Origin of the sequence: Pseudovibrio sp. FO-BEG1 (genome assembly GCF_000236645.1) — a bacterium.
Classification (GTDB): Bacteria; Pseudomonadota; Alphaproteobacteria; order Rhizobiales; family Stappiaceae; genus Pseudovibrio.
The window spans coordinates 408,049-426,883 of the sequence record NC_016642.1; the positions used below are offsets into that span (position 1 = coordinate 408,049).

General features: G+C 53.4%; 18 protein-coding genes. 13 read left to right on the forward strand and 5 right to left on the reverse strand.

Going from position 1 to position 18,835, the window contains the following annotated elements; all coding sequences use genetic code 11:
• Nucleotides 1-11 precede the first annotated feature (11 nt).
• Nucleotides 12-866: a GNAT family N-acetyltransferase gene (locus PSE_RS01945; protein WP_014283337.1), complete on the reverse strand. Its 855-nt coding sequence runs from the start codon at nucleotides 864-866 to the stop codon at nucleotides 12-14.
• Between the two features lie 237 nt (nucleotides 867-1,103).
• Between PSE_RS01945 and mtnA the strand changes: the two genes are divergently transcribed.
• The 11 genes from mtnA (at nucleotide 1,104) to gyrB (ending at nucleotide 13,878) form a co-directional block, all read left to right on the forward strand.
• Entirely contained in the window at nucleotides 1,104-2,210 is a 1,107-nt protein-coding gene (gene mtnA, locus PSE_RS01950; RefSeq protein WP_014283339.1) for an S-methyl-5-thioribose-1-phosphate isomerase, read from the forward strand.
• 90 nt (nucleotides 2,211-2,300) lie between these two features.
• Nucleotides 2,301-3,074 carry an enoyl-CoA hydratase gene (locus tag PSE_RS01955; RefSeq protein WP_008550441.1) on the forward strand — a complete coding sequence of 258 codons (774 nt, stop codon included), beginning with the start codon at nucleotides 2,301-2,303 and terminating at the stop codon, nucleotides 3,072-3,074.
• A 178-nt stretch (nucleotides 3,075-3,252) separates the two neighbouring features.
• On the forward strand, nucleotides 3,253-3,519 hold the full coding sequence (gene rpsT / locus PSE_RS01960; protein WP_037037191.1) for a 30S ribosomal protein S20: 267 nt from the start codon (nucleotides 3,253-3,255) through the stop codon (nucleotides 3,517-3,519).
• Between the two features lie 679 nt (nucleotides 3,520-4,198).
• Nucleotides 4,199-4,633 carry a rhodanese-like domain-containing protein gene (locus PSE_RS01965; protein ID WP_008550732.1) on the forward strand — a complete coding sequence of 145 codons (435 nt, stop codon included), beginning with the start codon at nucleotides 4,199-4,201 and terminating at the stop codon, nucleotides 4,631-4,633.
• Between the two features lie 175 nt (nucleotides 4,634-4,808).
• On the forward strand, nucleotides 4,809-6,278 hold the full coding sequence (gene dnaA, locus PSE_RS01970) for a chromosomal replication initiator protein DnaA (RefSeq protein WP_014283340.1): 1,470 nt from the start codon (nucleotides 4,809-4,811) through the stop codon (nucleotides 6,276-6,278).
• Nucleotides 6,279-6,668: 390 nt separating this feature from the next.
• Complete coding sequence (dnaN, locus tag PSE_RS01975; protein WP_008550340.1) at nucleotides 6,669-7,787, forward strand: DNA polymerase III subunit beta; 1,119 nt, start codon at nucleotides 6,669-6,671, stop codon at nucleotides 7,785-7,787.
• A 123-nt stretch (nucleotides 7,788-7,910) separates the two neighbouring features.
• Complete coding sequence (recF, locus tag PSE_RS01980; protein WP_041767825.1) at nucleotides 7,911-9,041, forward strand: DNA replication/repair protein RecF; 1,131 nt, start codon at nucleotides 7,911-7,913, stop codon at nucleotides 9,039-9,041.
• 164 nt (nucleotides 9,042-9,205) lie between these two features.
• Nucleotides 9,206-9,835 carry a LysE family translocator gene (locus PSE_RS01985; protein ID WP_014283342.1) on the forward strand — a complete coding sequence of 210 codons (630 nt, stop codon included), beginning with the start codon at nucleotides 9,206-9,208 and terminating at the stop codon, nucleotides 9,833-9,835.
• 13 nt (nucleotides 9,836-9,848) lie between these two features.
• The gene (locus tag PSE_RS01990; RefSeq protein ID WP_014283343.1) at nucleotides 9,849-10,469 is read left to right on the forward strand and encodes a LysE family translocator; all 621 of its coding nucleotides are present in this window, start codon (nucleotides 9,849-9,851) and stop codon (nucleotides 10,467-10,469) included.
• A gap of 87 nt (nucleotides 10,470-10,556) precedes the next feature.
• A complete protein-coding gene (locus PSE_RS01995; RefSeq protein ID WP_014283344.1) occupies nucleotides 10,557-11,180 on the forward strand; it encodes a LysE family translocator in 624 nt (207 codons plus the stop codon).
• Between the two features lie 244 nt (nucleotides 11,181-11,424).
• The gene (gene gyrB, locus PSE_RS02000) at nucleotides 11,425-13,878 is read left to right on the forward strand and encodes a DNA topoisomerase (ATP-hydrolyzing) subunit B (protein ID WP_014283345.1); all 2,454 of its coding nucleotides are present in this window, start codon (nucleotides 11,425-11,427) and stop codon (nucleotides 13,876-13,878) included.
• 107 nt (nucleotides 13,879-13,985) lie between these two features.
• Here the strand turns inward: gyrB and PSE_RS02005 are convergent, their stop codons facing one another.
• The 4 genes from PSE_RS02005 to PSE_RS02020 form a co-directional block, all read right to left on the reverse strand.
• On the reverse strand, nucleotides 13,986-14,702 hold the full coding sequence (locus PSE_RS02005; protein ID WP_014283346.1) for a GntR family transcriptional regulator: 717 nt from the start codon (nucleotides 14,700-14,702) through the stop codon (nucleotides 13,986-13,988).
• Nucleotides 14,703-15,068: 366 nt separating this feature from the next.
• Complete coding sequence (locus tag PSE_RS02010; RefSeq protein ID WP_014283347.1) at nucleotides 15,069-15,506, reverse strand: PaaI family thioesterase; 438 nt, start codon at nucleotides 15,504-15,506, stop codon at nucleotides 15,069-15,071.
• 33 nt (nucleotides 15,507-15,539) lie between these two features.
• Nucleotides 15,540-15,944 carry a MarR family winged helix-turn-helix transcriptional regulator gene (locus PSE_RS02015; protein ID WP_041768840.1) on the reverse strand — a complete coding sequence of 135 codons (405 nt, stop codon included), beginning with the start codon at nucleotides 15,942-15,944 and terminating at the stop codon, nucleotides 15,540-15,542.
• Between the two features lie 121 nt (nucleotides 15,945-16,065).
• Nucleotides 16,066-16,389, reverse strand: a complete 324-nt coding sequence (locus PSE_RS02020; protein WP_014283349.1) for an antibiotic biosynthesis monooxygenase — start codon at nucleotides 16,387-16,389, stop codon at nucleotides 16,066-16,068.
• Nucleotides 16,390-16,801: 412 nt separating this feature from the next.
• Here PSE_RS02020 and PSE_RS02030 point away from each other — a divergent pair, with 412 nt between their 5' ends.
• Together PSE_RS02030 and PSE_RS02035 are read left to right on the forward strand one after the other, a co-directional pair.
• The gene (locus PSE_RS02030) at nucleotides 16,802-17,716 is read left to right on the forward strand and encodes a hemin ABC transporter substrate-binding protein (protein WP_208998067.1); all 915 of its coding nucleotides are present in this window, start codon (nucleotides 16,802-16,804) and stop codon (nucleotides 17,714-17,716) included.
• 12 nt (nucleotides 17,717-17,728) lie between these two features.
• Complete coding sequence (locus tag PSE_RS02035) at nucleotides 17,729-18,832, forward strand: iron ABC transporter permease (protein ID WP_014283351.1); 1,104 nt, start codon at nucleotides 17,729-17,731, stop codon at nucleotides 18,830-18,832.
• Nucleotides 18,833-18,835: the final 3 nt, after the last annotated feature.

Consider the following 18,835-nt stretch of genomic DNA (forward strand, 5'->3'; position numbering starts at 1 on the left):
CTTGTGGCTCCCTACCCCAACTCATAACTCGCAAAGCTATAGATTTTGTCCAGTGGCAGGTTGGGGTCTTGTCCCTTATACATTCTGGCGGTAGCGAACACGGGCGATAGTTCGTAGCGTTCTGCCAGTTCTACGGCTTGGTCGTTGGGTAAGGGCAGGTCGATGTTGATCATCTGGCCTTTTGCACTGCCAGCCAATGCGCGGAAGATGAGATCTGCGCCTTCAGGCGTTTCAGCTGCCATTGGGCCAATGCGGAAGCCATCTCGCGCCGCGCGGATAACGCCGTAACCCTGCACACTTCCGTTCTCAACCAGATAAACACCGCGCCGCATCGGGTTCATGGGCTCCAGCCACCGTTCCAGAAAGGCAGCGCGCTCTGCGGGGAAGTAGTTGCGGTCATACTCGATGATACTGGGCAGAATGCCCTTGCCGATAATGGAGATGCGCTGGTCCATCGGCATGGTGATGTTGGAAAGGCCGCAATACCGCATGTTCTGGTGAACGAGTTTGAAGCCGGACTTGGCATAGTTGTCCTGTTCCTCAACCACCCCATCAAGACCAATGGTCCGCCCTTCCAGACGTCGCATGGCTGCATTCCATATCAATGCACCCAGACCTTGCCTGCGAAACTCAGGGTGGCAAATGTAAAAGCCGAGAAAGCCAAAGGCCTCGCCGTACTTCACCGCAGAGACCATCGAAACCAGCTGATTGTTCAGATAACAGCCCAGATACCCTTCAGGATCCGCCGCATAATAGGAAGGAGCATCATCTTCACCCGGATTCCAGCCTTCAGATGCGGCCCAATCCAACATGGTCAGAATGCCATCCTCGTCCATAATGCGAATATCAGTATCTTGCGGAGCCATTGAGAGCCTCTTTCATCAACCCGGCATAGTTGAAGTGTAAACAGACACGGAAGATCAGCGTAGCGCATTATGGTTAAAGAGGAGATGAAGGGGTTTCATCTAAATCGACGAAGCGGAACCGGTCACCTGAAGAACTTTATGAGGAAAAGAAACCGGACGCGATAAATTGCAGATGGAGCCTTCGAAAAATCCGATAATCTGACGCACATATCGCTCACATGGGTAGGAGACGTCGCGATGAAGGTTCATGGTAAGGCATACCGTTCTATTTGGCCGCTGGAAGCTGGTAAAACAGTCGGGATCATCGACCAGACGCGCCTCCCCCATCGTTTTGTTGAGGTCGAGCTACGCACTCTGGAAGACGCAGCCGTCTCCATCAAAGATATGTGGGTCCGCGGTGCGCCGCTAATTGGTGCAACAGCTGCCTTTGGCGTGGCGCTGGAAATGGCAAGAGACCCAAGCGATGCGTCGCTGGACAATGCATGGGAGGTGCTGCACGCCACCCGCCCCACAGCAATCAACCTGCGCTGGGCGCTGAACGACATGCGCAGCCGCCTTTCTCAACTACCACTGGAGCAACGCGCAGACGCAGCGTGGCAGCGTGCCGTTGAGATCTCCGATGAAGATGTAGCCTGCAATGCGTCTATCGGCAAACACGGTCTCAAGCTCATCGAGGAGATCGCCGCGCAGAAGAACCCGGGCGACACCATCAACATCCTGACCCACTGCAACGCCGGTTGGCTGGCCACTGTAGACTGGGGTACCGCGACCTCTCCGATTTATCACGCCCATAACAAAGGCCTGAAAGTCCATGTTTGGGTCGATGAAACCCGCCCACGCAATCAGGGCGCTGGCCTCACCGCTTGGGAGCTGGGTGAGCACGGTGTGCCGCACACACTGCTGGTCGACAACGCTGGTGGCCACCTTATGCAGCACGGCATGGTGGACCTTTGCATCGTCGGCACCGACAGAACCACCGCACACGGAGACGTCTGCAACAAGATCGGCACCTACCTCAAAGCGCTCGCCGCCCACGACAACGGCGTACCGTTCTACGTGGCACTCCCTTCCTCCACCATCGACTGGACGGTCGCAGACGGTCTGAAGGAAATCCCGATCGAAGAACGTGGCGGTGAGGAAGTTGCATGGATCAGCGGTGAAACAGCTGCTGGTGACGTCGAGAAGGTGCGCATCTGCCCACCGGAAACTCCACTCTCCAACTTTGCTTTCGACGTAACGCCATCCAAGTACGTCACTGCTCTGATCACCGAACGCGGTGTCTGCGCGGCAAGCAAAGAAGGGCTTGCAGGGCTGTTCCCGGAGCGGGCGAACGCCACCGCCTGATAGAACTAAGACAAACGGCTACCTTGCCGCTAAGCCATCACTCTTCAATGTTAGGGCAGAAATCCAAGTTGATTTTATTGGGAGGGACATATGTCCTACGAGAATATTCTGGTTGAGACACGCGGCAAGGTTGGCCTGATTACGCTAAACCGCCCGAAAGTATTGAATGCGCTGAACAGCGATCTGATCGCTGAGCTTGATGAAGCGCTGAACGTGTTTGATCGCGATCCTGAAATTGGCGCGACCGTCATCACCGGCTCCGAAAAAGCATTTGCTGCGGGCGCTGACATTAAAGTGATGGCTGAGTACGACTATCCGCAGACCTATCTGATGGACTTCATCACCAGCTGGGACCAGATCGCGCAGAAGCGTAAGCCGATCATCGCAGCTGTTGCAGGCTTCGCGCTGGGCGGTGGCTGTGAGCTTGCTATGATGTGTGATTTCATTCTGGCAGCGGAATCTGCTCAGTTTGGCCAGCCAGAGATCAAACTTGGCGTTATGCCAGGTGCAGGTGGTACACAGAGATTAACAAGGCTTGTTGGCAAGTCCAAAGCAATGGAAATGTGCTTGACAGGCCGTATGATGGATGCAGCTGAAGCTGAGCGGTCCGGCCTTGTCTCTCGCGTTGTTGCAAATGACGATCTGGTCGAAGAAGCACTCAAAGCTGCTGAAAAGATTGCAAGTTTCTCGACTCCAATTGTTATGATGACGAAGGAAAGTGTAAACCGTTCTTACGAAGTAACCCTTGCAGAAGGTATTCGTTTTGAGCGTCGCTTGTTCCATTCTATGTTTGCAACCAGCGATCAAAAAGAAGGTATGAAGGCCTTCATCGAAAAGAGAAAACCTGAATTCGAAGACGGATAAGCCGATTTTGGGCAGGTCTACACCTTTTTTCATTGACGAGGCTAAGACTCCCAACTATAAGCGCTCCACAACCGGTGGCGGATTTTGTTCGTCACTGAATTCGTTTGACCGGGGCGGCTCTGGGCGGCCTCGTTCGCGATTTGAAAACAGTTCTTACTGACAGATCAGGACAGAGCCCATGGCCAACACTCCTTCGGCCAAGAAGGCGGCACGTAAAATTGCCCGCCAGACGGCCACTAATAAGGCTCGCCGTAGCCGCGTACGTACTTTCGTACGTAAAGTGGAAGAAGCAATTGTCGCGGGTGACCAGACAGCTGCTAACGAAGCATTCAAAGTTGCACAGCCTGAAATCATGCGTGCATCTACTAAAGGCGTTATCCATGCGAACACTGCGTCTCGCAAGGTATCCCGTCTGAATGCTCGTATTAAGGCACTCGGCGCCTAATCCAAGTTTTTTGGACTAAAAAAGCCCGGTCGTATGGCCGGGCTTTTTTGTTAGCTGGATAAGCTTACCCTAGGATAAAACTGGGGCATTTTCGCGGCGAATAGCCTGTGGAATAGTCTCGGAGCCTGTCAAGGAAAATCCTTAAAAAACAATAGGTTAGCTCTAGGTTAAAATTGTCGCAGCTGAAAAGAGCAGATTCTTGGCGAGTCAAGTGACGGCCGGATAATTTTTTTTATTCGCCTTAGCCGCCCGCCATTAACCAAGTGCATATGAAGAAAGTTGTTGAGTTCACTGCTTTTTGCCGAACTTAGCCGTTGACGACATATGGGCTTGACCTTGCGTCACAGAAAGGGCATTTGCGTTTTGTAAACTTTCCGCTATTGCGGGACCAAAATCGGCTGTGTATGGTCAAGAAGAAGTCGGGTTGCTACCCGATCCCAGCATACAAGTTAGAAGAATCGAACCAGGGTCGGGCAAAGCTGGTCAGAAGGCGTAAAGTCTAGGCGTTGCATTTTATAGTAATTGCAATCTAGGCTACTAGAGTTGTTGCGTCATTTTGCTGCTTTTATTGCTTCCCCCTTTTGATTTTTCTTGAAATTCGATTTTGAGTCTTTTTATAGTGGCCCACTCATTTGGGTGAGTTAACGGAATGCGTCTAGGTTAGTAAATGGAAGTATCTATGCATGAGGCCTATGCAGGCGATCGAAACGTAACGGATGTTTTCGAGAGCCTGAAAGCTGATAGTTCTGCAACTCTTGTAGATGTGAGAACCAACGCTGAATGGACCTTTGTAGGCATACCTGATCTTTCCATGTTGGGTAAGGAAGTCATCCTCGCTGAATGGCAGGGTTTCCCGTCCAACGGCCCTCACGAGGGCTTTGCGAGTCAACTTTCTGACCTTCTGGCGCAAAAAGGACTTGACCAAAACGCTGCAATCTACTTTTTGTGCCGCTCTGGAGTACGAAGTAAGGCCGCAGCGATTGCAATGACAGCCCTTGGCTATACAAACTGCTACAACGTGGCAGATGGCTTTGAAGGCGGTCATGATGCTGAAGGTCATCGAGGCTCGGTTTCTGGGTGGAAGGCGCAAGGCCTTCCGTGGAGCCAAGGATAGCTCCCAAGAAATATTAGAATTCAGCAACGGTGCGTTGGCGTCGCACCGATGTGATGTTTTTGTCTAATGACAACGAAATAAAAAGCGTCTGGTACAACAAAGCTCAAAATGAGCAAATTTGATTTAAAGGTTGGGTATCTGTGGCGGAATACCCAACGGCTGCAAGGAGGCGAGCATGCACGTTCAGGAAGCTCCAGGGCCGGAGCAATGGGATCGCGTTAAGAAGCGTCTACGTGCGGAACTTGGTGAAGACGTATTCACCAGCTGGTTTGCACGCGTTGATATGGAAGGGCACAACAACGGCACCGTCCGTCTGTCCGTTCCTACTCGGTTTCTAAAGCAATGGATCCAGTCTCATTATTCAGAGCGTCTGATGGGACTTTGGAAAAATGAATGCGACGACATTCATAAGATCGAACTCACCGTACGTGGTGCTGTTCGTCCACGTCCAGCAGCGGCTAAGCCAGCTGCACGCCCAGCACTGGGTGGCAAGGCAGCTGATATGCGCCCAATTCAGGTAAATGATCCTGTTGGTCTGCGCGCCGCATCCCCAGCACCTGCTATGATGGGTGGCCGGGCTGGTCGTTCCGACCTCTCCTCCAAAGACGTGCTCGAAGGTGCTTCCCTCGATCCAAAATACGTCTTCGATAGTTTTGTTGAAGGTGAATCCAACGTTCTCGCTCTTGCTGCAGCTAAGCAGGTTGCTGGCGGCGGTGTTGTAACCTTTAACCCACTTTACCTCCATGCTTCTGTAGGTCTTGGTAAGACCCACCTGATGCAGGCGATTGCAAATCAGGCCCGCATGGCTGGTCGCCGCGTTCTGTATCTCACTGCAGAGCATTTCATGTACCGCTTTGTTGCAGCGCTTCAGGCACAGTCTGCAATGTCCTTTAAGGAAACTTTGCGTTCTATCGATCTTCTTCTGATCGATGACATGCAGTTCCTTCACGGCAAGCAGGTGCAGCAGGAGTTCTGCCACACTCTTAATGCATTGATTGATGGTGCTCGTCAGGTTGTTGTTGCAGCTGACCGCGCTCCGGCTGAATTGGAAAGCCTGGATGATCGCGTTCGCTCCCGCCTGGCAGGTGGTCTGGTCGTAAATATCTCCGAGCCAGATTTCCAGCTCCGTCGCGCCATCATCGAAGACCGTATGCGCGCTCAGCAGCGCTCATACCCGAACTTCACTGTACCGGACGCTGTTTTGGACTACGTAGCGCGCAACGTCACCTCCTCCGGTCGTGACCTTGAAGGCGCTCTGAACCGTCTCGTTGCACACAATCAGCTGACCAATTCTCCGGTAACTCTGGAAATGGCTGAAATCACTCTGCGTGATCTCATCCGTGCAGCTGAGCCACGTCGCGTCAAAATCGAAGACATTCAGCGCGTCGTTTCCAAACATTATAACGTCACAAAAGCAGATCTGCTTTCTGCACGCCGTACCCGCACCATCGTGCGTCCGCGTCAGATAGCAATGTATCTCGCCAAGATGATGACCCCACGGTCTCTGCCAGAGATCGGTCGTCGCTTCGGCAACCGTGACCACACAACAGTGCTTCACGCAGTTCGTAAAATCGAAGAGCTCTCCAAGGCAGACAATGGTCTGGCTCAGGAGCTGGAGCTGCTGAAACGCATGCTGGACGCCTAAGCGCGTTCCATTTGATTGTTTTCAATCAAATGACAAGAATTCGCTCAGAAAGAAAATTTGAGCGCGATACGTGAATGCAAATGAACGTGACGTGCTCTAATTCGCGTTCCCTACATAGGAGTATATGGACTCCGTGCAGGATTTTGGTGATTATTGGGGCGCTGCTTGCAGCGCCCCTCTTGCATTTTGAGAGCTAAACGTGCAGTTTGAACGACCCCGCAGGAGGTCAAACTCGACGTAATGGGGCAGTGCAGACACAGCGGGGTTTGCATGGGCGCTGGAGCGCATTCTGTTTGATTGAATGCGGCAAGCTCTGAGCATTTTGTATTAGTAATTCGCGGAGTGCGCTGCACCGGCACGCAGCTCCGCCCAGAAGAATGGACGTTTCGCATGAAAGTGACACTTGAGCGGACCGAGCTTTTGAAGTCTCTGACCCACGTACACCGTGTGGTTGAACGGCGGAACACCATTCCGATCCTCTCCAACGTTATGCTGCAGGCTGAAGGTGGCAACCTGAAACTGAAAGCAACCGACTTGGATCTTGAGGTCGTGGAAAGCATCGCAGCAATGGTGGAAACACCTGGCGCGACCACCGTTCCGGCACACATGATCTACGAGATCGTGCGTAAACTGCCAGATGGCTCTCAGGTTGTTCTGGAAACCTCCGGTGATGACAGCACCATGGAAATCCGCGCAGGCCGTTCCCGCTTTGCGCTGCAGATCCTGCCAGTCACCGACTTCCCTGATCTGACTGCTGGTGAGTTCTCCCACAGCTTCACCATGACCGCTGGTGGCATCCGCAAGTTGATCGACAGCACTCAGTTCGCGATCTCTACGGAAGAAACCCGCTACTACCTCAACGGTATCTACATGCATTCTCTGGACATCGGTGAAGGCCTGCGTTTCCGCGCAGTTGCAACTGATGGTCACCGCCTCGCTCAGGCTGAGCTTGAGGCGCCAGAAGGTTCTGACGGCATGCCGGGCATCATCGTACCGCGCAAAACCGTTGGCGAAATTCAGAAGCTGCTGGACGATCCTGAAGTTGAAATCAAGGTCGAGATTTCCGAGACCAAGATCCGCTTCACCATTGGTGACATCATCCTCACCTCCAAGCTGATCGACGGCACCTTCCCGGATTATGAGCGCGTTATTCCGAAAGGAAACGACAAGGAACTGCGCGTTGACCGTGACGTCTTCAAAGAAGCTGTCGACCGCGTGTCCACCATCGCATCCGACCGTGGCCGTGCCGTGAAGATGGCGCTCAGCGAAGGCAAGATCGTCCTGACCGTGACCAACCCGGATTCCGGTACCGCGACTGAAGAAGTTGCAGTTGAGTACGACAACGAAGAATTCGAGATCGGCTTTAACTCCAAGTACCTGCTGGATATCGCAGCGCAGCTGGAAGCAGACACCGCGCTCTTCACTCTCGCAGACTCCGGTTCTCCGACCCTGATCCGCGATGAAGGCAGCGACGAAGCGATCTACGTTCTGATGCCAATGCGCGTATAAATCTTTCGCCCTCGGCTACCACAGCCGGGGGCATTTCTTTTCTTGGTATGCGTTCCCGAAAAAATGCCTTTCGAATTTCGGAAAACAGCATCTGCGAAACTTATTGAACCAAAGAGAGCCTGAATGTCGGATCCAGTGCCTGTGGCGCTTTCTCGCCTCGCGCTAACGGATTTTCGAAACTACAGCGCAGCAAGCGTTGAGTTGAACAGCCGAATGATCGCTTTCGTAGGCGACAACGGCGCAGGCAAAACCAACATCCTCGAAGCAATCTCCTTTCTGTCCGCAGGTCGTGGCCTCCGCCGCGCGACGCTTGGCGATATCGCACGCGCTGATGGGGGCGGTGGCTGGGCAGTAAGCGCCGTCTTGGATGGCGAGTATGGTGAAACGCGCATAGGCACCGGCCTGACAGCTGGTGAACCGGGTCGCCGCGTCCGCATTGATGGCGAAGAAGCACGCTCCTCGGAAGCCTTGCTGGAATACCTCCGCGTGCTGTGGCTGGTGCCATCCATGGATGGACTGTTCACCGGTTCCGCCTCTGATCGCCGCAAGTTTCTCGATCGCTTGGTGCTTTCGCTCAATCCATCTCATGGCCGAATGGTTGCCAGCTTTGAAAAAGCTCTGCGCCAGCGAAACCGCTTGCTTTCTGAAGGAGGAACACCTGAGTTCCTCGATGCCATCGAAGCACAGGTTGCCGAACTGGGCACCGCTGTTGCTCTGGCACGTAGTGAAACTGTGAGCTTGCTGGCCAAAACGCTGGAAACCCAAAAACAGCTCGGCCTTCCCTTCCCGTCTGCAGAAATCCATCTGCAAGGTGCTTTCGAAACAGCCACCATTGGCATGAGCGCCTCGGATCGCGAAGACTGCTACCGCGAGCTGTTGGTGGAAGGCCGCTTCCGTGATCGCGCTGCAGGCCGCACTTTGGACGGCCCGCACCGGTCAGATCTCTATGTGGTACACAGCGAAAAACAGATGCCAGCAGCTCAAGCCTCGACTGGCGAGCAAAAAGCCCTGCTGATCGGCCTGGTTCTGGCACATGCAGACCTCACCTCATCCATCTCTGGCATGACCCCAATCCTGCTGCTGGATGAAGTAGCTGCTCACCTTGATCCGGGCCGCCGCGAGGCTCTCTTCACGCGTCTGGAAGTGCTCGGCGGACAGGTCTTCATGACCGGCACCGACCAAAACCTCTTCAAAGACCTGCCAAGCGCAGCGCAGATTTTTGAAGTCGAAGGCGGTGGCATTAAGCTGAGCTGATGGGTTTGGTTGAGCTCACTTAAAGGCAATGTCCTTTTATCTCGCTTGTCAGCCTAATTTCCCTGTGTTTATTCTGAAGCGGTGTTCTCGGAAGGTGGAGATTACTTTTCGGGCAAGAAACACAAAGTGCTTCAAACCTTCTGTTTCAGAGCAATGTGATCCCCATGGACTTGCAAATTCTTCTCGTTTTCGGGGCAACCCTGTTTGTTGTTGCCATCACTCCGGGCCCTGCCATCACCGCACTGGTGTCACGCACGCTCGGGTTTGGTCTGCAAGGCACGCTCACGTTTGTCTCTGGTATGCTGATTGGTAGTATGTGCCTGTTTATTCTGGCAATCCTCGGTCTGGCGAAACTCGCAAGCACCTACGTTCTAGCGTTCACCGTGGTCAAATACGCAGGCGCTGCTTATCTGCTCTTTCTGGCCTGGAAACTCTGGCGCGCCAGCGGCTTGCAAACGCGCCAGATGGATGAGCTAGCAGCAACGCCACAAAACACCAGGGGCAGTGCGAAAACGCTGGTCTCTGGTATGTTGATTACGCTTTCCAATCCCAAAGGTCTGCTGTTTTATGCAGCGCTGATGCCAAGCGTGGTGCCGATGGAAACCATCACCACCATCGGGCTGGTGGAGCTGATGTTCGTCACGCTTACCGTATTGTCAGTGGTCTTCGCGATCTATATTGGAGTGACCGTACGGGCACGAAGCCTCCTGACCTCAGAAAAAGCCGTTGTCAGATTGAATAAGAGCGCGAGCGTTGCAATGTTTGGCGCCGCTGCTGCAATCGTCGCGAAGTAAGAAGAGCAATAAGATGGAACTGGCAGTTCTTTTGTTTTTTGCAGGAACCCTGTTTGCTGCAGCCATCACCCCCGGCCCCGGCATTGCGGCCCTGCTGGCCCGTATCTTCGGTCAGGGTATGCGCGGTACGCCGATGTTTGTGGTTGGCATGATCTGCGGCGATCTCTTCTGGTTTACGCTGGCGATTATGGGCCTTGCCGCCATCGCAACCAACTACGCCATTGTGTTTGTTGTCCTCAAATGGCTTGGTGCGGCTTATCTGCTTTATGTCGCTTGGGGCATGTGGAACTCCAAAGGTGTCACCCCAACGCAGGAGGGGGATGCAGCAGTAAAAGCAACATCCCGTCTGGCTGCTTTGCTGGCTGGCCTGTCTATGAACCTCTCCAATCCTAAGGTGGTGATCTTCTATATGGCGCTGATGCCGAACATCGTGCCCATGGATAAAATCGGGTTACTGGCCTATTGGGAACTCGCCGCGACAATGGCCTGCGTGCTGTTTATCGTCTTTGGCATCTATGCGTATCTGGCCGTTTCCGCAAAGAAACTCATGTCCTCGCAGCGCGCATTTAAGCGCCTCAACAGAGGGTCCAGCATGGTGATGGTTGGCGTAGCAGCAACCATGGTAACCCGCTAACGCATCAGCTCAGGAACAGCGCTTGCGAAAGCGCACGGCGCCGTATACTGAAGATGTTCGTCTTCAGGAAAGAACTGCTGCACTTCTATGGATGTAACGAGCCTTGCCCTGTTTGCCGGCACGCTTTTCACTCTTGCTGTCATCCCCGGCCCCGCCGTCTTTGCGATCATCGCCCGCGCCATGAGCTTTGGCAGCAGCGGAGCCATGCTGTTCTGCTTCGGGTTGCTGAGCGGTGATTTGCTGTGGTTCTCCATGGCCGCATTGGGTCTGGCCGCTATCGCAAGCAGCTTCACCGGCGCTTTCATTGTCCTGCAATGGCTTGGAGCAGCCTATCTCACCTATATCGCCTGGGGCATCTGGAAGAGCGCCAACGCAATGCCTTCCGAAGAACGGGAAGCTCCGGCAACGCCACAAACATCAGCCAGAACCTCCTTGTTTGCTGGGCTGCTGTTCAACCTCTCCAACCCCAAAGCGATCATGTTCTATCTCGCGCTCATGCCAAATTTGGTGAGCGTTGAAGAGATGAACCTGCTGGGTTTTGTTGAGTTGGCCTTGGTGCTGTCCGTCGTGCTGCTCACCATCAACGGTGTCTACTCATTTCTGGCTGTGAAATTCAGAGAACTGCTCAGCTCTGAAAAGACCATGTATCTGATTAACCGACTGGCAGCATTGGGTCTTCTGTGCATCGCAGCGCTGATGATTGCACGCTAGAAAAAACACCAGAAACTAGCTTCAATTTTCCGAAAATCAGAGGCGCTCCACCCAAATCTTGGCGTGTCGTTCGCGAATGCAAAACGCAGCGATGCACGCTAAGGAAATTATCCCCCCATAAAAACAGTGATTATGCAATATTTCCCTTGGTTTACGAGCGCTTAAACTCCCTGATTGCTTGAACCATTTGCCCAACCAATTATAACATGAACTTCAATGAAAACCGTTGTGTGAAGTGATTCGAATGAGCGAAACGTCGACCCCTGAAAATGGCGGACCTGAGCAGGCAAATGGCGCAGGTGAATACGGTGCAGATTCCATTAAAGTGCTGAAAGGCCTGGATGCTGTACGTAAGCGTCCTGGCATGTATATCGGTGATACCGATGATGGATCCGGCCTGCACCATATGGTCTATGAGGTTGTCGACAACTCCATCGATGAAGCGCTGGCTGGTCATGCCGACTATGTGACCGTAACGCTGAATGCTGATGGCTCTGTCACGGTGACCGATAACGGACGCGGTATCCCGGTTGATATTCACCCGGAAGAAGGCATTTCCGCAGCCGAAGTTATTATGACCCAGCTCCACGCTGGTGGTAAGTTTGACAGCAACTCCTACAAGGTATCCGGCGGTCTGCACGGTGTGGGTGTTTCTGTGGTGAACGCACTGTCCACCACTCTGGACCTGCGCATCTACCGCAATGACAAAGAGCACTTCATTCGCTTCCATCACGGCGAGTCTGCAGGTCCTCTGGAAGTCGTTGGTGACGCACCGGGTAAGTCTGGTACCGAGGTGACCTTCACCCCGTCTCCGGAAACCTTCACCAAAACCGAATTTGACTACGACACTCTGGAACACCGCCTGCGCGAGCTGGCGTTCCTGAACTCCGGTGCTCGTATCATTCTGACCGATAACCGTGGCGTCGAGCCTCACGTTGAAGAGCTCTACTACGAAGGCGGTCTGGAAGCATTCGTTCGTTATCTGGACCGTGCAAAGCATCCGCTCATCGAAGAACCAGTCACCATGATGGCCGAAAAAGACGGCATCACTGTTGAAGTGGCGATGTGGTGGAACTCCAGCTACCACGAAAACGTTCTGTGCTTCACAAACAACATCCCGCAGCGCGATGGTGGTACTCACCTCGCAGGTTTCCGCGCCGCACTGACCCGTCAGTTGACCGGCTACGCAGACACTTCCGGCCTGTTGAAGCGTGAGAAGGTGAGCCCAACCGGTGAAGACTGCCGCGAAGGCCTGTCCTGCGTGCTTTCCGTGAAAGTTCCGGATCCAAAGTTCTCCTCCCAGACCAAAGACAAGCTGGTTTCCTCAGAAGTCCGTCCGGTGGTTGAGAACCTCGTTGGTGAAGCGCTCTCCACATGGTTGGAAGAAAACCCTGCTCCGGCAAAGTCCATCGTCTCCAAAGTGGTGGAAGCTGCGAGTGCCCGCGAAGCGGCGCGTAAAGCACGCGAGCTGACCCGCCGCAAAGGCGCGCTGGATATCGCCTCCCTACCGGGTAAGTTGGCCGACTGTCAGGAGCGCGACGCTTCTAAAGCTGAACTCTTCATAGTGGAGGGTGATTCCGCGGGTGGCTCTGCCAAACAGGGCCGTGACAGATCCAACCAGGCTGTGCTGCCGCTGAAGGGTAAGATCCTGAACGTCGAACGCGCACGTTTCGACAAGATGATCTCCTCGCAGGAAATCGGCACGCTGATCACTGCGCTGGGAACCGGTATCGGTAACGAGGAGTTCAACCTCGAAAAGCTCCGCTACCACAAAATCATCATCATGACCGATGCGGACGTCGACGGTGCGCACATTCGTACGCTGCTGTTGACCTTCCTGTTCCGTCAGATGCCAGACCTGATCGAAAACGGTTACGTCTACATTGCGCAACCACCACTCTACAAGGTAACGCGCGGCAAGTCCGAGCAGTACCTGAAAGATGAGGCAGCCTTTGAAGAATACCTGATCGGCAGTGGTCTGGACGAAACCTCCCTTGCACTCGCAAACGGTGAAGTTCGTCTGGGTGAAGATCTGCGTTCAGTTGTTGAGGAAGCCCGTGAGGTTTCCGATATCCTCAACGGCCTGCATTCCCGCTACGACAAAGCAGTTGTTGAGCAGGCAGCCATCGCTGGCGCGCTGAACTCCGACAACCTGCACAACCACGAAAAAGCGCAGGAAGCTGCTGCTTACATCGCACGTCGTCTGGACATTCTGGCTGACGAGTTTGAGCGTGGTTGGGAAGGTGAAGCAACTGAAGAGGGTGATCTCATCTTCAGCCGTGTCGTGCGCGGCGTGAAAGAAGTCACCACCATCGACGCAGCTCTGCTCGGTTCCGCTGATGCGCGCCGTCTCGACAGCTACTTCAAGCATCTGGATGAGGTCTACCACAAGGCAGCTTCTCTGGTTCGCAAAGACAAGTCCGTCGAAATCCGCGGCCCTCAGGCACTTCTGGAAGCTGTATATGCGCAGGGCCGCAAAGGCATCTCCATGCAGCGCTATAAGGGTCTGGGCGAGATGAACCCAGAGCAGCTTTGGGAAACCACACTAGACCCGAATGTTCGCTCCCTGCTGCAGGTTAAGATCAAGGAAGCTGACGCGGCTGACGACATCTTCACCAAGCTGATGGGCGATGAAGTTGAGCCACGCCGTGACTTCATTCAGACCAACGCTCTGTCCGTTGCGAACCTCGACGTTTAAGCAACGCAAGACAGCGTAAGAAATCAGAAAAGCCGGATGCATCAGCACTCCGGCTTTTTTCATGCACGCATGGCAAGCGCGCCAAATCTCTGTTGTGATGGAGAGCCTTAAACGGAAAGGCTAAGGAAGGTGTGCTCGGACATCCAGCGATCAAACAGGAAGCTCACGTGCCCTCGAGCAGCGTTGGCAGCCTCTTCCGGGGTGCCGTTGCAGTGGGTCTCGATGATTGTGATGTGCTTCTCATGGATATCCGTACCGCACAGCGGGATGTCCCGATGAGAGAGCGTTACACGATGCATGTGAAGCGCACACCGCTCCAGAATTGGCTCCAGCCCACGCAAATTAGCCTGACTGAATAGCGTGGCATGGAACAGCCGGTCATAAGCGCTGCAGAGAAACACCTCGTTGGCATCTGCGGCCTGACACATGGCATCCAGAATTTCAAAGAGCCGATCCCGTGTCTCACTGGAAATGTTAGAGGCGATCATCCGCCCAGCCTGCTCTTCCAGTTGCATGCGGATCTTGACGATCTCGACAGCTTCCGCGCGGCTGATACCGGCAACCCGCGTACCTTTATAATCGTGGCGCACCACAAGGCCGGATTGCTGCAGCTTCAACATAGCCTCACGTACAGTTCCCTGCGCGCAGTCACAGGCATCTGCTACCTGCTGCTCGGCGATTGCTTCACCGGGCTTCAGGGCACCAACGATGATCTGTTCTTCCAGGTAATGATAGACAGCGTCACTTTTACGATTGCTGGAAGATGACCAAGGAGAAATTCCAAAACGAGAAATGAGGGAACGGTCCGAGATCGTGTGCAGCATGACAGAAGCGCTTTTTTTTGGATGAGGACGACTCCGAGAGCTCAATTCGGGCAAATAGCTTCGGATTTCTCATCACAGGAACACCATAAGCACGTATAGCGTGTAAACTATGTTATGTGCAATTGTTAAATATAGTTCCTTAGGGGGAGGGCGTATTGTTGCGCGCTTTGATGTGGCCCGAATTTAATCGAATAAAAAATTGTAGCTACAGAGCTATATGTTCCAATTTATTGGCAGTTTTGAAGAGTTTCAACCAGCGGAACACTAAAAGAAGCTACCGGAAATAAATTAATTTAGCCAGCTAATTTGTCCACAAAGGAAGGAGCACATAGAGGCGATTATGTGCTCCTAACCAGAACTGTTTGATCAAGATTCCGGTTTGATCATCACAGTTCCAGATGCGTAAGCAAAGATTTTGCCGTCTTCATCGAGGATTTCGCCGGCTGAGATGCCGGTCTGCCGCGTCATGCTGACAACACGGCCTTCCGCGTAAAGAACCTGCCCTACCTTAATGGGACGTATGAACTTGACGTTGAGTTCTGACGTGCCGCGAAAACTGAAAGCGTCTTTGAGTTTGGTCTGCACGGCTAGGGAAAGCACAGAATCCAGCGCTGTCGCTGCATAACCACCATGCACAGTGCCACCGGGGTTTAGGTGATCATTGGTCGGTATGCATTTGAAGCGAACAAGGCCGTCCTCAATGCAATCAATGTCTACATTCATGGTTTCTGCCATGGGCGGACGATTGCCCGCTTTTTGCATGGCTTTCAGGAACTCCAGTCCTGACATCACTTTTACGTCCATCTTTCCAATCCGTCCTATTGAAAATTTCTGAAATCAAAGCCGCGCCAGCAGCGCCTTGAGGTCGTCCCTCTCACGATCACTCAGCTCCGCAAGGAACCTGGCGTTTGCCTCTTCGGTTAAACTATCGAGAACTTCGGCAATCTCCTGCCCGCGCTCAGTGAGGAAAATGTGCTGAGTGCGCCGGTCGTCCGGGCTGGCTTTCCGCTCCAGATATCCGGCAGGGCAAAGTCGATCCAAAACACCGGTCAGCGTGGCATTATCGAGCTCAGCCGCTTTGCCAAGCTGAGACGTGGTGCAACCGTCCTGAACTGCCAATGCTTGCAAAACTATGGATTGAACCGGCGTAAGGCCGAGCTCTTCCAGCTGTTTCTTATAAAAACGCGCGCCGCTTCTGGCGCTTCGGGAAAGCAGATAAAAGATGCAATTATCAAGGCGCATCACCAGCACTCCATATACTTTGCATGCAAATAGTTTGCACACAAAATATATAAGCGCAATTGATCCTTAGGAGGGGGTGAAAGGAAGCTACAGCAGGTTGTAGCTCCCAATCAGGAAGGCTTTAAGCGACTTCGCGGGTCTCGGTCAGGATGACTTCAAAGCCTTCAAAGTGTGGGCCGCCCAGATAGAAATTCATGCGGGTGCCAGCGCCTTTATGAGCAGACGCGAAGGCCTCGGACTTGGTCCAGGCCTGAAAATTCTCGTAGGAATCCCAAAGGGTGTGGGAGGCGTAAAGCGTATGGTCTTCCACGGTTTCACCCTTGAGCATCCGAAACTCAATGTAACCAGGAACAGAGCTCAGATGACGCTCACGGTTTTTCCAAACGGTTTCAAACTCTTCTTCTTTGCCCCGCACCACGCGGAAACGGTTCATTGCGATGTACACGCCGGAACTCCTTAGCCAATTAGTACATGAGCCTTTCCTGTTAAAGGCCCAGCAAATTTTCAGGTCTTCAGAGCCACACTCTAAACACATACCACTACAGGATTAAGAAGGGCATGCGGAGGCTGGCTAGCGAATTAAACCGCTTGGCTGGCAAAATGGTCTTAACGACACGCCCATGGAGGCTGTCAATCCGGGTATGTATGAAAATATGAATTTAATAGTCAAGTATTATTTCGTATATTCACCTGACTTCCTGATCACTTTCATTTTTGACATTGACCCCCATTATAAATATGAGTATTCCACTCATGTTATTTTAAAAGATAGCGCTTTACTAGACGGGCGAATTTGGGAAGCCAAAAGCCACTCATGCCCGCAGGAATGAAATACCTCCTCGCAAATGGGTGCAGCTATGTGTCTTCTAACCAGAGCTCTCAAATCGTTTTCTCTTATGCTTCCTTATGCAGCCGCAGCGCTTCTCAGCCTGTTTTTCGGCATGTTCATTGGTCAGGTCCAAGCTGAAGATCTCCAAAAAGATCAGCGCATCATCTCGATTGGCTCATCCGTGACAGAAATCGTCTACGCTCTGGAAGCGCAGGACAGGATCGTCGCGGTCGACACAACAAGTCTTTACCCACCTGAAGCGCAAAAACTTCCGAACGTTGGCTACATGCGTGCCTTGAGTGCAGAGGGCGTGCTGGCCTCTAATCCGACCCACATTCTGATGATGGAAGGCTCAGGACCGCAAACCGCGGTGGATGTCCTGAAAGCAGCTTCCATCAAACTGACAGAAGTAAAAGAGGTCTATTCTCCGGAAGGCATCCTTGAAAAAATTGATGTCGTCGGCAACGCATTGCAGCTTCCAGAGGAAACCAAAGCACTCAAAGCCAAAGTCAAAGCGGATCTGGACGGCGCTCTGGCGTATGCGCAGAAGCAGGCCAAGCCACTCAAAGTCGTCTTTGTTATTTCTGAAGGGGGCGGCAAGCCACTTGTAGCCGGGCGAGAAACCGGTGCTCACGCTGTTATTGGCCTCGCTGGCGCAACTAACGTGTTTGCCAACCTGCGTGGTTACAAACCAGTGTCCAAGGAAGCGCTCATCGCAGCTGCTCCAGATGTCATAATGATGATGTCCCGTCCAGGCTCCAGCGGTCAGTCCAAAATCCTGAAAGAGCCGGGTTTCAATCTCACCCCAGCAGGTCTGAACGGCAATCTCATTGTCATGGATGGCGTCTACCTGCTCGGCTTTGGCCCACGCACAGCAGAAGCGATCCGTGATCTGAGTGACCGCTTCGTGAAAATCGCGGCAAAGACCACCCCGAAATCCTAAGGCGAGGCGGCTATGAGTGAGATGACACTGTCTGAGGCGTTCAAGTCACCAGTAACCCACGCAAGAACAAGCAGAGAATTCTGCCAGCACTATGCTCTCCGCGCTTTGACGGCCCTGCTGCTGGTGGTTTGCTTTGTCTCGCTGGCTGTTGGACCAACAGAGGTGTCAGTCTCACATATCTTCGGCGCGATCGATTATTGGCTTCTGGGCGATGAAACCGCGCTCACCTTAAGAGATAAAGTGGTGCTGATGGACATTCGCATGCCAAGAACGTTGCTTGGCTGTCTTGTCGGTGCCTCTCTCGCGGCTTCCGGGGCTATGATGCAAGGCCTGTTCCGCAACCCCCTCGCCGATCCCGGCTTGGTCGGCGTATCATCCGGTGCAGGCCTCGCTGCAGTTTGTGTAATCACCCTCTCTTCCGGTCTGCCTGCTTGGTTTCTGGACGACTACTCCGTCTATCTCCTGCCATGGGGTGCTTTTATCGGCGGTGCGGCGACAACCGCCCTGCTCTACAAGGTTGCCACCCGACGTGGCCAAACCTCCATCGCCACCATGCTGCTCGCAGGCATTGCCCTTGGCGCATTGGCTGGCGCAGTCACCGGTTTCCTTGTTTTCGGTAGTACAGACGCAGAGCTGCGGGACCTGACCTTCTGGGGCATGGGCGGACTGGGCAGCTCTACGTGGCCACGAGTGTGGTCCACGCTGCCATTCGCGCTTGCTGTCCTGATTTCCCTTCCGTTTATCGCAAAAGGTTTGAATGCGTTTCTGTTGGGTGAGGCTGAAGCCTTCCATCTGGGCTTCAACACGCAGCACCTCAAGCGCTTAATCATTATTCTGGTTGCCGGAGCAACCGGAGCTTCAGTTGCGGCGGCTGGTGCAATTGGCTTTGTTGGGATCGTTGTGCCCCACGTCTTAAGACTGGTAATTGGACCAGACCACCGCTTCCTCCTTCCATCTTGCGCTTTGCTTGGAGCATCTCTGCTCGTTGCAGCGGATGTTGTCGCAAGAACCGTCGTTGCGCCCGCAGAGCTGCCAATCGGCATTATCACCGCAGTGATCGGTGCACCGGTGTTCCTCTCCATCCTGCTTGGTCGCAAGAACCAGGTCCAACTCTGAGGA

Bases quoted from the DNA above. Each gene is read 5' to 3' on its own strand.
- PSE_RS01945 (WP_014283337.1), bottom strand. From the start codon at position 866: ATGGCTCCGCAAGATACTGATATTCGCATTATGGACGAGGATGGCATT.
- mtnA (WP_014283339.1), top strand. From the start codon at position 1,104: ATGAAGGTTCATGGTAAGGCATACCGTTCTATTTGGCCGCTGGAAGCT.
- PSE_RS01955 (WP_008550441.1), top strand. From the start codon at position 2,301: ATGTCCTACGAGAATATTCTGGTTGAGACACGCGGCAAGGTTGGCCTG.
- rpsT (WP_037037191.1), top strand. From the start codon at position 3,253: ATGGCCAACACTCCTTCGGCCAAGAAGGCGGCACGTAAAATTGCCCGC.
- PSE_RS01965 (WP_008550732.1), top strand. From the start codon at position 4,199: ATGCATGAGGCCTATGCAGGCGATCGAAACGTAACGGATGTTTTCGAG.
- dnaA (WP_014283340.1), top strand. From the start codon at position 4,809: ATGCACGTTCAGGAAGCTCCAGGGCCGGAGCAATGGGATCGCGTTAAG.
- dnaN (WP_008550340.1), top strand. From the start codon at position 6,669: ATGAAAGTGACACTTGAGCGGACCGAGCTTTTGAAGTCTCTGACCCAC.
- recF (WP_041767825.1), top strand. From the start codon at position 7,911: ATGTCGGATCCAGTGCCTGTGGCGCTTTCTCGCCTCGCGCTAACGGAT.
- PSE_RS01985 (WP_014283342.1), top strand. From the start codon at position 9,206: ATGGACTTGCAAATTCTTCTCGTTTTCGGGGCAACCCTGTTTGTTGTT.
- PSE_RS01990 (WP_014283343.1), top strand. From the start codon at position 9,849: ATGGAACTGGCAGTTCTTTTGTTTTTTGCAGGAACCCTGTTTGCTGCA.
- PSE_RS01995 (WP_014283344.1), top strand. From the start codon at position 10,557: ATGGATGTAACGAGCCTTGCCCTGTTTGCCGGCACGCTTTTCACTCTT.
- gyrB (WP_014283345.1), top strand. From the start codon at position 11,425: ATGAGCGAAACGTCGACCCCTGAAAATGGCGGACCTGAGCAGGCAAAT.
- PSE_RS02005 (WP_014283346.1), bottom strand. From the start codon at position 14,702: ATGCTGCACACGATCTCGGACCGTTCCCTCATTTCTCGTTTTGGAATT.
- PSE_RS02010 (WP_014283347.1), bottom strand. From the start codon at position 15,506: ATGGACGTAAAAGTGATGTCAGGACTGGAGTTCCTGAAAGCCATGCAA.
- PSE_RS02015 (WP_041768840.1), bottom strand. From the start codon at position 15,944: ATGCGCCTTGATAATTGCATCTTTTATCTGCTTTCCCGAAGCGCCAGA.
- PSE_RS02030 (WP_208998067.1), top strand. From the start codon at position 16,802: ATGTGTCTTCTAACCAGAGCTCTCAAATCGTTTTCTCTTATGCTTCCT.
- PSE_RS02035 (WP_014283351.1), top strand. From the start codon at position 17,729: ATGAGTGAGATGACACTGTCTGAGGCGTTCAAGTCACCAGTAACCCAC.